Raw genomic sequence first — 14,775 nt, 5'->3', positions numbered from 1 at the left:
ATTTCAGTCCTTGGCATTCGTGGACGCAGCACGTCATGTCTCAGTCGCCCCCCATGCATCAGCAATCATCGCGTCAGTTGCAGGAGCAACTGACCTCTCTCGATATCGCGGACGTGCTCGCGTCGGCGGCGCGTTTCTTCCAGCAACAGGGCGGTATCTACACGGCCTTCGTGGAGAAGCAGGGCCCTTCGTACCTCGTGTTGCGTGGACAGGGCGGTGAAGAGATCGCTCTCGGCGCGCGGATCACCGAGGCCGGAACGCTGGTGAGCGGTTCGACCTATCTCTTCGACCAGCAGCTCGCGCGTTTCCTGTCGTCGCTGCCGCCGGCCGCGCCCGTGGCGCCGGCAGCCACTCCGGACGCTTCCGATGTGCCGGACGCCGGAACGCCGGCCGCGGGGAGTGCCGCATGAGCGAACTGGCGGTGAGCGCGGCGAAGACAGGCTTTCCCAATACGCTGCGGGTGCGCCCGGAAATCGTGACGCTGGCACCCGGCGGAGCCGGTGTCACGTGGATGGTGCGCGTGCAGGCGGCGGAAGCCTGGGATGCGGTGCGTGTGGAGTGCACGCCAGATACGTCGGTGCGGGCAGTGAAGCAGGCCGCGATGGCGCTGCTGCTGCCCGATGTCGCGCATCACGAGCAATACCTGGTGAAGTTGCGCGGCGCCGAAATCGTGAATGAAGGCATCACCGTGCAACAGGCCGGTGTGCTGCCCGCGTCCACCCTGCTCGTCACGTCGCGTCGTCGGCGTCCGCTGCGATGAGTACGGCTACCGTGACTACGCCGGCCGCCGACGTCGGAGCGCTCGTGGCATCGGTGCAGCGTTTGCGCGCCGAGATCGGCAAGCGGGTGGTGGGGCAGGATACGGTGGTGGATGAGATCCTCATGGCGCTCGTGGCCGGTGGACATGCGCTGCTGGTGGGCGTGCCCGGTCTCGCGAAGACGCTCATGATCCGTTCGCTCGCCGATGCGATGGCGCTGGATTTCCGTCGCATTCAGTTCACACCCGATCTCGTGCCCAGCGACATCACCGGTACGGAGATTCTCGAAGAAAGTGGTGGCGGCAGTCGCGCGTTCCGTTTCGTGCGCGGACCGGTGTTCGCGAACATCGTGCTGGCCGACGAGATCAACCGTGCGCCGCCACGCACGCAGGCGGCGCTGCTCGAAGCCATGCAGGAGCACAGCGTGACGGCGGCAGGCCAGACCATGCGCCTGCCGGAGCCGTTCTTCGTGCTCGCCACGCAGAACCCCATCGAGCAGGAAGGCACGTATCCACTGCCGGAAGCGCAGCTCGATCGGTTCCTCTTCGATATTCGCGTGGGATATCCCACGGAGGCCGACGAAGTGGGCATTCTGCGGGCCACCACGGGTGCGCGCGGCGCGGCCATCACGCCGGTGTTCACCGCCGACGACGCCTTGGCGCTGCAGCGCGCGGTGCGGGCGCTGCCGTGCAGCGATCTGCTGCTGCAATACGCCACGCGTCTGGTGCGGGCCACGCGTCCGCAGGAAGCGAATATTCCGGCCATCGTGTCGCGGTATGTGCGCTGGGGAGCAGGCCCCCGGGCCGGACAGGCGCTCATCCTGGGTGCGAAGGCCTCGGCGTTGCTGGCGGGGCGTCCGGCCGTTTCGCCGGCCGATATCCGGCGCGTGGCCATGCCGGTGTTGCGTCATCGGATCCTGCCCAACTTCGCCGCTGAAGCTGACGGCATTTCGGCGGAACCGATCATCGAAGCCCTGCTCGCGCACGTGCCCGCACCCACGAGTGCCACCGCACTCTGAGTCGGCCGCACGGATCGCGACGATGGCAGCGAAGGACGCTTCGGACGAAGGCACGCCAGTGCAGGGTATGCCCATGCAGGGCATGACAGGGGGATCGCACGGATACGGTGTGTTGCTTGATGCCGTGCGCGGTCTCCGCTGGCCCGCCCGGCGTGCCGTGGGTGCCGCACCGCCCGGCACGCATCGTTCGTCGCAACGCGGCACCGCGGGCGAGTTCACGGAGTATCGCCTTTATCGACAGGGTGACGATCCTCGTGCGCTCGACTGGAAGCTGCTCGGTCGCAGTGATCGGGCGTTCATCAAACTCAGTGACGACCGGGCGCTGCTGACCACCTGGATCGTGGTGGATGCCAGTGCGAGCATGGCGTTTCCCGCTGAAGGGTCGGCGGGGCAGTCGGGTCCACGCAGCAAATGGCAGATGGTCCGTGCGGTGGCGACGGGGCTGGCGGCCGTCGTGCATGCGTCGAGCGATCCCGTGGGGTTGCTGGCCACCGGCGCGTCCGGCGTCTCACGTTTGCCGCCCCGCACGCGTCGCGGCACGGTCCAGGAAATCGCCCGCATGCTCGATGGAGTGACCTGCGGTGGTGTGGACGAACTCACGCCGTACATTGCCGCGCTGTCTCCGAATTCGCGCATCGTGTGTCTCACCGATTGTCTGGGTGATCGCGAGGCTCTGATGCGCACGGCGTCGGCGCTCGCGGCGGCCGGTGCCCAGTTCGAGTGTGTGCACATCGTGGCCGCCGAGGAACTGGATCTGCCGGCCGGCGCCCACCTCGTGCGAGATCCGGAGACGGGAGCGCAAACCCGTGGAGAGTCGGCAACACCGGGCGTCGTGCTGGCGGCGCGGGCACGCGACGACTATGTGCGGGCCTTCACGGCGTTCCGCGAGCAGGTGCGTCAGGAATGGCGGGCCATCGGGGCGGGGTACACGCAGATTGTCACCACCGACGATCCCGCGCGTGCGGTGCGCGCGGTGGTGGTGGGAACGGGATCGTGCTGAGTTTTGCCTTGCCCTGGGTGATGGGCGCGGCGGTGGCCGCGGCGATCGGGATTGGTCTGCTGCATCTCCTGTCGGTGCGACAGCCGCCGGTGTTGTGGTTGCCCACCGCGCGATTCGTGACGGCGGGTGATGCCCGGGCCGTGGCCAGACGACCACGGCCGAACGATCTGTGGTTGCTGGTGTTGCGGGTGGCCGCGCTGTTGCTGGCCGGTGCCGCGCTCGCGGGCGCGCGGTGTCATGCCCTCGGTCCACGCACCGTGCAGCTCATCGTGGCCGATGCCACCATGCGCGCCGATTCCGCTGGGTGGTGGACACGGGCGGCGTATGCCGACGATCGTGCCGATGATGGCGAAGGCCGCCCCGCACGCGCGGCGGAGACGTCCCGCGCGATGCCCAGGCTACAGGCGGTGTGGGTCGATGGGCTCACCACCGATCCGGGCGTCGCACTGGTGGCCGCACAACGCGAAGCGGCACGCCTGGTGCGGAACGATCCGGCACTCGAACAAATCGGACTCACGGTGGTGGTGCCTCCCACTGTGCAGTCCCTGCGTGGATGGGAGGCGTGGCGGGCGGAATGGCCCGGGCACGTCCGAGTCGTTCAGGCCACGGAGCGTGATACGCCACGTGAAGCCGAAAGCCCTCTCGACAGTGTGTCACGGCGTGCGTCGCCTTCACGCGTGATGGTGTCCGTGCAGTCTTCGCACGGAGATGACCCGGTGACCGCGGCGTTTGGATTCGGTGCCGCGCAGCCGGTGATCATTCTGCGCGACTCGGGACGGGTGTCGTTGCCGGAACCATCGCGTGGAGCGTTGCCGGCCGATACGCTCGCGAATGTTTCCACCGTCACGGTACACTGGCCCAGAGACGGTGCGCCGTCAGGGTGGCAGCGGCTGTCGCAGCCCGACAGCGTCGGTGCCGTGGTCGCGCAGGAGATTGCGTTGGTGGCGCCATTCGTGCGTGCCTATCGATGGATCGGTGATTCCTCAGGAACGACCGACTCCACGGCGCGGGCGATACTCTGGTGGGCCGATGGTGGAGTTGCCGCCGTGGAGCGTTCCGGCGCACACGGATGCGAACGCGATGTGTATCTGCCGGTCGCCGATGGCAGTGATCTCTTGCTGGGCGCCGCCGCTGCGAGCGTGCGGAATGCCCTCACGGCACCCTGCGGATCGGCAATGCTGTCCACGCATGCCCTGAAAGACAGCATCGGCGATCTCGTCGATGCCCGTCCGTTTCGTGTCGGTCAGGCAACGTCCCTGCAGAGCGATCCCTGGTGGCTGACACCCGTGCTGCTGCTGGCGGCCGTGGGCCTGTTGCTGGGAGAGCAGTATCTGCGACGTGGTGAGGGCTCGGCGTGATGCGTGAGCTTCTCGCAAGTGTCGAGCAGGTGCGCCGGAGTCTCGTGTGGATGGCGCAGGGACGGGCGATGCTGCTGGCCCTGGGCGCGGGACTCAGCGGGGCGATCGTCACGCGCCTGGTGGCGGCAACGGGCTCTCCATTCGCGGCGATCGTCGTGGGTGTGCTGCTTGGCGGTCTGACATGGATGCTCATGCGTCCGCGTCGCACACCATCGGGACCCACGGCCGCGTTGTGGATCGAAGAACGGCAGCCCACCGCCCCCACATTCGCCCTGGTGACGCTGGTGGAGCAGGCCGAACAGGCGGGCGGCATCGACCTCGAAGGCACCGCACTCCATCGTGCGTCCGAGCAGATCGTGCAGCGTGTGTCGATCGGTGAAGCGCTGCAGCGGATGCGATGGCAGCAATGGCGTGGGCCGGTGGGGTTCGTCGGGGCCAGTATGTTGTTGCTGCTCATGTCGGTGTGGCTGCCACGCGGTGAAGGCCGCAGCGATCGTGCTGGCCGGGGTGGGCTGTTTGGTGGGACATCGCCCGACAGTGGAACCACGGCTCCTCTTGGCGCATGGACGGTGCAGGTGACACCACCCGCCTACGCCGGCGGTGGTACGCGGACGTTCGGCGATGTGGCCTCGGTGTCGGCGCTGACCGGCAGCGTGGTGGAACTGCGTGGCGATGGTCCGGTTCCCGAAGCGCTGAGTGCGCGTGTGGATTCGCTCACGGGCCAGTCTCTGCCCGCTCGTGCGGCAGACGGAGGGTGGAGTGTGCGCGCCAACGCCGAGAGTGCGCCCACCACCGTGCGTCTCACGCGCGGTGGACGCACCCGGTTGCTCGTGATCGAAGGGCATGCCGACACCATTCCCTCGGTGATGTTGCAGGCGCCGGCCCGTGACAGTGTCTTCCGCGAAGCGCGGGGTGTGCTGCCGCTGACCGCGGCCGCACGCGACGACATCGGACTCGCACGCGCCTGGTTCGAACTCATCGTCAGTTCGGGAGAAGGCGAGCGGTTCACCGTGCGTACGCTGACCGTGGGCGAGCGAACCTGGCCCCAGGGCGCGCATCAGCGTCAGGCGTCCTTCACCGCCACGCTCGATATCGGTGCGCTGAAGCTGGTGCCGGGTGATGTCGTGCATCTGCGTGCGGTGGCCCGCGATGGGCATCCGTCTCCGTCGCGCGATCTGGGCAGCAGTGAAACCCGCAGCTTCCGCATCGCCCGACCCGCCGAATACGACTCGGTGGCAGTGGAACCCGCCCCGCCGCCCGATGTCGACAAATCACTGCTGTCCCAGCGCATGTTGCTTCTGCTGACCGAGAAACTCGATCGGCAGCAGCGCGGGATGGCGCGTGCCGATGTCGTTCGTGAATCGCAGCGATTGGCGCGCGACCAGTCGCGCCTGCGGCAGGCTGTCGGAGACGTGATCTTTCAACGCCTGTCCGGTGAATCGAGTGGCGAACATGCGCACTCACCTGGTGACGGGCACGATCATGGGGTGGACCTGCAGGACGGCAAACTCGCATTGAACAACTCCAGCACGAGCGGCATGCTGGAAGAAGGCAACGATTCACCGATCGTCGCGATCAATCAGCCGTTGCTCGAAGCGTACAACGCGATGTGGGATGCTGGACGGGCCCTGGAGCAGGGCGACCCGCACGGGGCCATTCCTCCCATGCGGCTGGCGCTCGAAGCCATCGAACGATCGCGTGCGGCGTCGCGGATATATCTGCGCGGCCGTCCGCCCCAGGTGATCCTCGATATCGACAAGATCCGTCTCGTGGGGAAAGACACGGGCCTGGTGGCCAACCGTTCCTCACGCGACGCCCTGCCGCGTCGCGGGATGGAGCGTGATGCCCGCCTCGTGCGCATCGCGCAACTGCTGGCGCAATACGGAGCCGCACCCGAACAGCGCACGGCTGCCCGCGATTCCGTGGCGCTGCTGCGTGCGGAAGCCCTGAGCGATGCGCCGGTATTCGCGACCGCGCTGGGACGCGTGCTGGATGGACTGGAGAAGGGTGGTGATGTCACGCCGCTGCTGGTGGATGCCCGGCGGGCCCTGGGCAACGTCGAGCGGGCACCAGTGGGCCGCTGGTCGAGGACGTTGCCACCGTGACGGACCGGTCGAACATCATCGAGCCGTTCGTCTTCGCCACCGCGCAATACGACAGTGGTGACTGGGACTCGGCCCCGCTCGTACCGGCCAATGTCATCGACTCGGTGGCCCGCTACACCTCGCTGCCGGTGAGGCCGCAGGGGGTGATCGTGCCGCTCGCTTCGGAAGCCACGTTCCAGTACCCGCTGCTCTATCTGACCGGGCATCTGCCGGTGCGCTTCACCACACGCGAGGCGAACGTCCTCGAGCGTTACCTGGCGCGTGGTGGTCTGCTGTTCGTGGACGATCACAACCACGATGTCGACGGCGCCTTTCACAAGACCGTGCGCGAGGAGATCCGTCGTGTGGCCGGCCCGCTGGCGCCGCTGCCCAATACGCACGAACTGTATCGCTGCTTCTTCGTGTTCGACAACGGACCGCCGACCACCTCGCACGAGATGAACGGGTGGGGCGACAACCTCGTCCACGAACATCTCGACGCCGTGCTGCGTGATGGACGGATCAGTGTGCTGTACTCCAACAAGGACTACAGTTCGGAGTGGAGCTTCCACCCCGACAACAAGCGTTTTCTGTCCATCGACAATACGAAATTCGCGGTGAATCTGGTGGTGTATGCCCTCACGCGCTGACCATCGCGAGACGCCGGCCCCCGCGGCCACGCATCGGTCGATGCTCGAAGCCGTGTGCCGTGTGGGCGCACTCGTGGCACTCATCGCGGGCGCGTGGCTGTCGTGGACGGCGCATCGGGACACCCCACGCACGGCCGGATCACGGGTGATGCGACTGGCCGATTCTTCGCTGGCGCCCGTCGTCCGTGAAGTGCGCCGGGCGGCATCGTCGCCGGATACGCTCGTGATGCCACTGACCACAGTGCCCCGGGCCGCGACACGCGCGGCGCTCGGTGTCATGGCGCACGCGGGAATACCGGTGCGATGGGTGGACAGCACGGGCGCCGCCGGTCTCGCGCTGTCGATCACCCATGACGCCGCGCCGGGGGCGGGATTCGATATCCGGGTGAGTGTGCCCGTGCCGTCGCCTGGGGCGTCATCGACATTGAGTCTACGTGATGCCGGTGGACTGCTCGATTCGCTTTCCACCGATGCCCGTGCGTCCGCCCATTCGCCGCGGCTGCAGGCGTGGCGCGTGGCGGCACTGACGGCACCGGTGCGTGCGTCGAGTGGCAATGCCGAGGCCCTGGACACGGTGGCCGCCGCGGCGCCGCCCAAGCGTCTGCTGGTCGTGGCGCTGCCGGGCTGGGAGAGCAAGTTCACCATTGCGGCGCTGGAAGAACTGGGATGGCCGGTGGACGGCACACTGCGCACCTCGCCCACGGGCGCCGTCACGGTGGGAACTCCGCAACGGCTCGATACGGCACGGTATGCGGCGGTGGTGATCCTCGACAGCATGACCGTCGATGCGCCCGCTCTGCTCCGCTTCGTGAGGCAGGGGGGCGGCCTCGTGCTTTCGGGAGATGCCCTGCGCATTCCCGAGCTCGCGGCACATGGTCCGGCGCGCGCCTTCATGGTGCGGAATGCCACGGCCGGTGCGTTGCTCACACCGACACCGCGCCGGGGCCTCGAAGCGTGGGAACTGGGTGTGCCGCTCGACGCCGAAGTGTTGCTGCGCGACGCCGGGTCCCATGGTCACGATGAAGTGATCGTGGCCGGTCGCCGCATTGGTGCCGGCCGGGTGGTGGCGTCGGGCTATCGCCAGCTCTGGCGCTGGCGCATGGAGGGGACCGACGATGGCATCGATGAACATCGTCGGTGGTGGAGCGGATTGATCGCTCTCGTATTGCCGGATGGGCCATCGGTCCGGACGCCACGTGCGGTCTGGCCCGGCGATGTCGCGCCCTATGCCGATCTGGTGGCCATGGCCGGCCAGCCGTTGACCGCATTGCCGGCGCGCGTCTCGACGTCCGACACATCCCGAGGTTTCCGACTGCCGGTGCCGGCGGTACTGTTTGGATTGGCGGCGTTGTGTCTGCTGGGGGAATGGGCATCACGGCGTCTTCGCGGGCTGCGATGATATCGCGGTTCCTCCGCGACCCGTCTCACCCGGTCGCCGGACATCGATGACGGATCACCAGGACATGCCGAGGGATATGGCGAAGGACATGGCGACCGTTGCACTGATCTCGCATTCCGATTGTGGACGGCACGACACCGGGTGGGAGCATCCGGAGCACGTCGGACGTCTGCGCGCCATTCCGCGCGCGTTGCGCGAACGTCAGGCACTCTTCGAGCGGCTGCTGCACGTCGAAGGACGACATGCCACGGCCGAAGAGCTGGCGCTCGCCCATGATGCCGCCTACATCGAGCGGGTGCGCGTGATTGCGGAGTCCGGTGGCGGGCGGCTCGATCCCGATACCGTGGTCAGCGAGGGATCATGGGATGCCGCCACGGCCGGCGCGGGGTGTGTGCTGGATGGCGTGGACATGGCGTTCGACGGGCGCGCGGTGCGCAGTTTCTCCGCGGTACGACCGCCGGGGCATCATGCGCTGCGGGACCGGGCCATGGGATTCTGTCTCTTCGGCAATGTGGCGATCGCCGCGCACTATGCTCTCGCGCGGCATGCCTGCGAGCGGGTGCTGATCGTGGATTGGGATGTGCACCATGGCAACGGCACGCAGGCGCTGGTGGAACACGAATCGCGCATCCACTTCGTGTCGATGCATCAGTGGCCGTGGTATCCCGGTACCGGCGCCGCCGATGATCGCGGCCCGCTGGGAACGGTGTGGAACGTCCCCATGCCGCCTTCGCTGCCCGCGGCGCGTTACGCCGAGGCGCTGCTGCAGGCCGTCGATCAGGCCACGGAAGATTTCACACCCGATCTGGTGCTGATCAGCGCCGGCTTCGATTGCCTCGAAGGGGATCCACTGGGCGCGTTCACCCTCACCCTCGACGATGTGCAGGCACTCACGCGGGAGATGGTGCACCGGGCGCAGTCCTGGTGTGGCGGACGCCTGGTCAGTGCGCTGGAGGGAGGATACGCGCCGGACGCGGTGGCGCAGGCCGTGATGGTGCATGTGGAGGCGCTGCTGTGACACGTATCGTTCCGACGTCCGACCCTCACCGGCCCGATCCGCAGCCGCGTATCGTCTATCGGTCACGCACGGGCGACGATGTGGTGGATTGCCATCCGCGTGAAGTCTCGCAGTTGCTGGCCGCCGGCGGGGCGCTCTGGGTGGACATCGACTCCACCGTGCGTTCCCAGCACGCCCTGCTGGAGAAGGTGTTCCACTTCCACCCGCTCGCCGTCGAGGACACGCTCAATCCCAACTCGCGTGTCAAGCTGGAGGAGTACGAAGGGTTCCTGTTCATCATCATCCGGGGGGTGTCGCTCGCGCATGGCACGGACGACCCCTACGATCTCGAGACGAAGGATCTCTACTGTTTTCTGGGATCCACTTATCTCGTGACCGTGCACGCCGGGCCGATGGATTCGATCGACCGCATCTCCGATGTGGTAAGGCGCACGCCGGATCTGCTGTCGCGTGGGGTGGAGCGTGTGTTGCATTCCGTGCTGGATGACACCATCGACGCCTACTTCCCCATTCTGGAGTCGGTGGACGCGTTCATCGACGGCCTCGAAGAACGGGTCTTCGTCGATTTCGACGAAACGGCGTTACGCGATCTCTTCCAGGTGAAACGACTGGTGCTGTCACTGCGGCGCTATCTGCAGCCGTCGCGCGAAGTCATGAACGTGCTCACCAATCGGCCAAGCACGCTGCTGACACCGGAAGTGCAGATCTATTTCCGGGACATCTACGATCACGTGCTGCGCATCAACGATGCGCTCGACACCTATCGGGAATTGTTGAGCAGTACGATGGATTCGTATCTCACGCAGGTGTCCAATCGCCTGGGCACCACCACCAAGGCGCTGTCGGTGGTGGCCACGATGTCGTTGCCGTTCGTGGTCGTGAGCGGCATGTGGGGGATGAATTTCTCCCAGATTCCGATGTCCGCGTGGCCTCACGGCTTCTGGGTGCTGCTCGTGGTCCAGTTGGGGCTCGGGCTGCTGCTGCTGTATTATCTCCGGCGGCGGCGTTGGCTGTGAGCCTCATGTCCCTGCGTCCGAGCCTTCTCTCCTTTCCGTTGCACGATGTTCTGTCCTGACTGCGGGACCTGGAATCGGGCGGTTGCCGCCCGGTGCACGCGCTGTGGGGCGCCGCTCCCCGAGGTGTCGGCCCCACCCATCGACATCCCCGACGAGGAACTGCGCGAGCTGCGCCACGCCACCGGCAATCGCTACACGGTGGTGAAGCGGCTGGGCAGTGGTGGCATGGCGCATGTCTATCTCGCGCGCCACACCGTGCTGGGGCGGCCATTGGTGATCAAGGTGCTGCATCGCACGCTGGCCCAGGAGCCGGAGATGCGCGAGCGGTTCCGGCGCGAAGCCGAAGCGGCCGCGCGACTCGTGCACCCGTACATCTGTGCCATCGCCGACATGGGCACGTCGGGGGATATCGAGTATCTGGCCATGCCGTACTACGCCGGCGGCTCGCTGGCCGATCTGCTGTCCCGACGCAAGACGGTGAGCGCCACCACTGCGGCCTCGGTGGCCACGCAGGTGGCCTGTGCGCTCGACTACGCTCATCGCCACGGCGTGGTGCATCGCGACATCAAGCCCGACAACATCCTGTTCGACGAAGACGGCAATGTCGCGCTCACCGATTTTGGCATCGCCACGGCGCGGTTCCATGGACGGCTGACGGCCAGTGGGCGGGCCATGGGCACGCCGCACTACATGTCGCCGGAACAGGCGATGGGGCGGCTGGTGGACGGACGCAGCGATCTGTATGCCGTGGGCCTGCTGTTGTACGAGATGCTCCTGGGACATCCGCCGTTCGATGGCGAGGATTCTTACGCCGTGGGGTACAAACACGTGCACGAGGCGCCGGTGGCTCCGGATCAGGTGGATACCCGCGTGCCGGCCGCGCTGAGCGCCATCGTCATGAAGTGCCTCGCCAAACAGGCGGCGGAACGATACGACCGCGGCTTCGAACTGGCCGATGCCCTGATCCAGTTCCTGGCCACGGCGGGTGGTGTGGATTTCCGGAACGCCAGGACCGCGCGTGCTTCCGGACTGACACCGCTCTGACGCGCGCATCGATATTGCCTGGCGACATCCCCATTTTCCGCACTCACCCACGCTCCCATGCAACTGCACGCCGAGATCGTCACGGTTCATACGCGTCACCCGTTCATCATCGCCCGGGGTGGACAGAGCGAGTATCAGGTGGTGTGGGTGCGGCTCGTGGACAAGGACGGCGCGGAAGGATGGGGAGAGGCGTCTCCGAGCAAGTACTATGGGGAAACGGCGGACACCGTGATGGTGGCGCTGCAGCGTTTTGCCCCCGTGCTGGCGGACGCCGATGCCTGGTCGATCGACGCGATCGAACGGGAGATCGAGAAGGCGATGCGCTGGAACGCGGCGGCGCGGTGCGCGGTGAGCGCGGCGCTGCACGATCTCGCCGCACGCCGGCTCGGTGTGCCGTTGTGGAAGCTGTGGGGGCTCGATGCGCAGGCCACGCCGCTTTCCAGCTTCACCATCGGTATCGCCCCCGATGTGGCCACGCTGCGCGCGCGGGTGCGCGAAGCGGCGCACTACCCCTTGCTCAAGATCAAGCTGGGCTCGTCGTGGGATCGTGACGTGCTGCGCATCGTGCGCGAGGAGGCGCCGCGTGCGCAGCTGCGGGTGGACGCCAATGCCGCATGGACGCCCAAGCAGGCGCTGGGCATGCTCGATGTCCTGAACGAGGTGGGCGTGGACATGCTCGAGCAACCGCTGCCTCCCCAGGATCTGGCCGGGCTGCGTTTCGTCCGTGAGCGCTCCAACATTCCCGTCGTGGCCGACGAATCGTGCCTGGTGGCCAGCGACATCCCGAAGCTCGAAGGCATCGTGGATGGCGTCAACATCAAGCTCGCGAAGTGCGGCTCGTTGCGTGAGGCACTGCGCATGATCGCCGTGGCCCGTGCACACGGCATGCGCGTGATGTGCGGCTGCATGATCGAAACGACGCTGGGCATTGCCGCCGCGGCCCACTTCTCGCCGCTGCTCGACGATGCGGATCTCGACGGTGCGGCGCTGCTGTCCGACGATCCCTTCGACGGGCCCGGCATCCCCGATGGACGGGTGACGCTCGGCGATCGACCCGGACTCGGTGTCGTGCGCCGCGGCGGGTGAACCACGGCACACGGTCCGGCATGGCGAACGGGTCTGGCATGACACCGCCGCGGCGTATCGAGCGCTGTATCGAAGTGGCGCTCGCGGTTCCGCTCTTTCGCACCTTCACCTATGCGGTGCCGGAGGGAGTGGCATGGCCGATTGTCGAAGGCAGTCGGGTGCTCGTGCCGTTCCGCAATCGCGCGGAGATCGGCATCTGCGTTGGCGCCAGTGAACCACCGCCCGATGTCCGGCTCAAGCCGATCACCGCGGTGGTCGACACCGGGCCTTCGCTGCCGGCGCCGCTTCTCGAAACGGCACGGTGGATTGCCGACTGGTATGCCGCACCGATCGGTCTGACGCTGCGCGCGATGTTGCCGACACTGCTGTCGCAACCCAGGGCCCCCGTGCCTTCGGTGAAGACGCAGCGTGTGGTACGTCTCGTGAAGGAGCTGCCGTCACTGCTGCAACGTGAGGAGATGTTTGCACGCGCCCGGCAGCAACGGGCGGTGTACGATCTGCTCGAAGCGCAGGGCGGCGTCGCTCCGTTCGATGCGTTGCTCACGCAGGCCGGTTGTTCGGCCGGTGTCATCAACGCCATGGCGAAGCGCGGACTGGTGGAGATCCGGCAGGAGGCGCTCGAACGCGATCCTTTCGTGAATCGTGAGGGAGTCGCACCGCCGCCCATGCCCAGTGCCGCACAGCGTGCCGTCATCGGGGCCATTCTGGCGGGGGACCCGGGGCAGGTGTTCCTGCTGCATGGCATCACGGGCAGTGGCAAGACCCTGGTGTACATCGAGGTGCTGCGCGCCGTGCTGCGTCAACCGGGACGTACGGCCATCGTGCTGGTTCCGGAAATCGCGCTCACTTCGCAGACGGTGGACCGGTTCCGCGGGGCATTCGGTGACGACGTGGCGGTGCTGCATTCGGGGCTCAGCGACGGCGAACGCCTGGATGCATGGCAATCGTTGCGTCGCGGTGAACGGCGCATCGCCGTGGGCGCCCGTTCGGCACTCTTCGCGCCGCTGGAACGGGTCGGCGTGGTGATCGTCGACGAAGAACACGAAGGCAGCTACAAGCAGGCGGAAACGCCGCGGTATCACGCGCGTGAAGCCGCCATCGTAAGGGCGCGCGCCGAGGGGGCGCTGGTGGTTCTGGGCAGCGCCACTCCAAGCCTCGAAAGCTGGGAGCGCGCCGATCGTGGTCTTGCCACGCGACTCACGCTTCCCGACCGGGCCGGTGGAGCGCAACTGCCGCCCGTGCATCTCGTGGACATGCGCGCCGTGACGAAGATCGCGCGGGCCCAACGCGCGCCGCATGCCCCGCCCGATCCCATGTTGGGCGTGTTGAGTCCCGCGCTGCTGGTGGCCATCGAGTCCCGCTATGTGCGTGGAGAGCAGACACTGCTGCTGCTCAATCGCCGCGGTTATGCGGCCTACATGCAGTGTCAGGCCTGCGGCGATGTGCAGGTGTGTCCGCACTGCAGCATTTCACTCACGTATCACCGGATCCCCGAAGCGCTCATCTGCCACTACTGCCAGTATCAGGCGCCGGTGCCCACGCACTGCGCGCAATGTGGCGCCGAGTCCGTTCGTAGACGGGGGCTTGGCACGCAGCAGGTGGAGCGTCTCGTCGCGGAGCGATTCCCCGACGCGCGCATTGCCCGCATGGACGTGGACACCACCAGCGGCAAATGGGCGCACACGCAGATCCTCGATCGTGTGGCGCGCGGCGAGGTCGACATCCTGCTCGGCACGCAGATGATCGCCAAAGGGCTCGACTTTCCGAACGTCACCCTCGTGGGTGTCGTGGATGCGGACACCGGATTGAATCTGCCCGACTTCCGCGCCGCCGAGCGCACGTTCCAGTTGCTCAGCCAGGTGGCGGGACGCGCGGGACGCGGACCCAAGGGCGGTGAGGTGATCGTGCAGACACGCATGCCCGGCGCGCATGCCGTGCGCCATGCGTTGTCGCACGACTATCTCGGTTTCGTGCACGAGGAACTGGAAGCGCGGCGCATGCCCACCTATCCGCCCTTCGTATCGCTGGCCAATGTGCTGGTGAGCGGAACGCGCCAGGATACCGTGGCGAAGGCCGCCATCGATGCGGCGGCGTGGGTGCGGCGGTTGCTCGAACGATTCGCCGTGACCGACGTGATACTGGTTGGCCCTGCTCCATGTCCCATCGATCGCATCAAGGATCGCTGGCGGTGGCACTTCCTCGTCAAGGCCACGCAGGCGCGCACCCTGACGCGCATCGCGCGATACGTGGCCGAACGGTGTCCCGCAGGCAGTGAGAGCGAGCGCCGTGTCGCCGAATTGCGTCTGGTCGTGGACCGGGATCCGGTATCCTTGCTGTAGGCTGC

At 67.0% G+C, this 14,775-nt stretch carries 13 protein-coding genes; all 13 read left to right on the top strand.

What is annotated here, in order from left to right:
- Positions 1-35: 35 nt before the first annotated feature.
- Positions 36-410, top strand: coding sequence for a hypothetical protein (locus WG208_RS11985; RefSeq protein ID WP_337171600.1), 375 nt, complete (start codon positions 36-38; stop codon positions 408-410).
- Positions 407-760, top strand: coding sequence for a hypothetical protein (locus WG208_RS11980; protein WP_337171599.1), 354 nt, complete (start codon positions 407-409; stop codon positions 758-760). Before WG208_RS11985 ends, WG208_RS11980 begins: the two co-directional genes overlap by 4 nt.
- Entirely contained in the window at positions 757-1,776 is a 1,020-nt protein-coding gene (locus WG208_RS11975) for a MoxR family ATPase (RefSeq protein WP_337171598.1), read from the top strand. Before WG208_RS11980 ends, WG208_RS11975 begins: the two co-directional genes overlap by 4 nt.
- A 22-nt stretch (positions 1,777-1,798) precedes the next feature.
- Positions 1,799-2,776, top strand: coding sequence for a DUF58 domain-containing protein (locus WG208_RS11970; RefSeq protein ID WP_337171597.1), 978 nt, complete (start codon positions 1,799-1,801; stop codon positions 2,774-2,776).
- On the top strand, positions 2,770-4,134 hold the full coding sequence (locus WG208_RS11965; RefSeq protein ID WP_337171596.1) for a hypothetical protein: 1,365 nt from the start codon (positions 2,770-2,772) through the stop codon (positions 4,132-4,134). Before WG208_RS11970 ends, WG208_RS11965 begins: the two co-directional genes overlap by 7 nt.
- Positions 4,134-6,239 (top strand): hypothetical protein, encoded by a 2,106-nt coding sequence (locus tag WG208_RS11960; RefSeq protein WP_337171595.1) that lies wholly within the window; start codon positions 4,134-4,136, stop codon positions 6,237-6,239. The genes WG208_RS11965 and WG208_RS11960 overlap by 1 nt, the downstream gene beginning before the upstream one ends.
- Positions 6,236-6,868, top strand: coding sequence for a DUF4159 domain-containing protein (locus WG208_RS11955; protein ID WP_337171594.1), 633 nt, complete (start codon positions 6,236-6,238; stop codon positions 6,866-6,868). Before WG208_RS11960 ends, WG208_RS11955 begins: the two co-directional genes overlap by 4 nt.
- Positions 6,852-8,267, top strand: a complete 1,416-nt coding sequence (locus tag WG208_RS11950; RefSeq protein WP_337171593.1) for a hypothetical protein — start codon at positions 6,852-6,854, stop codon at positions 8,265-8,267. The genes WG208_RS11955 and WG208_RS11950 overlap by 17 nt, the downstream gene beginning before the upstream one ends.
- A gap of 64 nt (positions 8,268-8,331) precedes the next feature.
- On the top strand, positions 8,332-9,285 hold the full coding sequence (locus tag WG208_RS11945; RefSeq protein ID WP_337171592.1) for a histone deacetylase: 954 nt from the start codon (positions 8,332-8,334) through the stop codon (positions 9,283-9,285).
- Entirely contained in the window at positions 9,282-10,301 is a 1,020-nt protein-coding gene (gene corA / locus WG208_RS11940) for a magnesium/cobalt transporter CorA (protein WP_337171591.1), read from the top strand. The genes WG208_RS11945 and corA overlap by 4 nt, the downstream gene beginning before the upstream one ends.
- Positions 10,302-10,424: 123 nt before the next feature.
- On the top strand, positions 10,425-11,345 hold the full coding sequence (locus tag WG208_RS11935; protein WP_337171590.1) for a serine/threonine-protein kinase: 921 nt from the start codon (positions 10,425-10,427) through the stop codon (positions 11,343-11,345).
- A gap of 57 nt (positions 11,346-11,402) precedes the next feature.
- Positions 11,403-12,431 carry a dipeptide epimerase gene (locus WG208_RS11930; protein ID WP_337171589.1) on the top strand — a complete coding sequence of 343 codons (1,029 nt, stop codon included), beginning with the start codon at positions 11,403-11,405 and terminating at the stop codon, positions 12,429-12,431.
- A 20-nt stretch (positions 12,432-12,451) separates the two neighbouring features.
- Entirely contained in the window at positions 12,452-14,770 is a 2,319-nt protein-coding gene (priA, locus tag WG208_RS11925) for a primosomal protein N' (protein WP_337171588.1), read from the top strand.
- Positions 14,771-14,775: the final 5 nt, after the last annotated feature.

It is taken from the genome of Gemmatimonas aurantiaca, assembly GCF_037190085.1.
GTDB lineage: Bacteria > Gemmatimonadota > Gemmatimonadetes > Gemmatimonadales > Gemmatimonadaceae > Gemmatimonas > Gemmatimonas aurantiaca_A.
The sequence above is the reverse complement of the archived record's forward strand: the minus strand, read 5'-3'. Positions and strand labels throughout refer to the sequence as shown.

Excerpts from the sequence above, each read along its gene's own strand:
- WG208_RS11970 (WP_337171597.1), top strand. The coding sequence starts at position 1,799 with ATGGCAGCGAAGGACGCTTCGGACGAAGGCACGCCAGTGCAGGGTATG.
- WG208_RS11980 (WP_337171599.1), top strand. The coding sequence starts at position 407 with ATGAGCGAACTGGCGGTGAGCGCGGCGAAGACAGGCTTTCCCAATACG.
- priA (WP_337171588.1), top strand. The coding sequence starts at position 12,452 with ATGGCGAACGGGTCTGGCATGACACCGCCGCGGCGTATCGAGCGCTGT.
- WG208_RS11945 (WP_337171592.1), top strand. The coding sequence starts at position 8,332 with ATGCCGAGGGATATGGCGAAGGACATGGCGACCGTTGCACTGATCTCG.
- WG208_RS11930 (WP_337171589.1), top strand. The coding sequence starts at position 11,403 with ATGCAACTGCACGCCGAGATCGTCACGGTTCATACGCGTCACCCGTTC.
- WG208_RS11950 (WP_337171593.1), top strand. The coding sequence starts at position 6,852 with ATGCCCTCACGCGCTGACCATCGCGAGACGCCGGCCCCCGCGGCCACG.
- WG208_RS11975 (WP_337171598.1), top strand. The coding sequence starts at position 757 with ATGAGTACGGCTACCGTGACTACGCCGGCCGCCGACGTCGGAGCGCTC.
- WG208_RS11985 (WP_337171600.1), top strand. The coding sequence starts at position 36 with ATGTCTCAGTCGCCCCCCATGCATCAGCAATCATCGCGTCAGTTGCAG.
- WG208_RS11960 (WP_337171595.1), top strand. The coding sequence starts at position 4,134 with ATGCGTGAGCTTCTCGCAAGTGTCGAGCAGGTGCGCCGGAGTCTCGTG.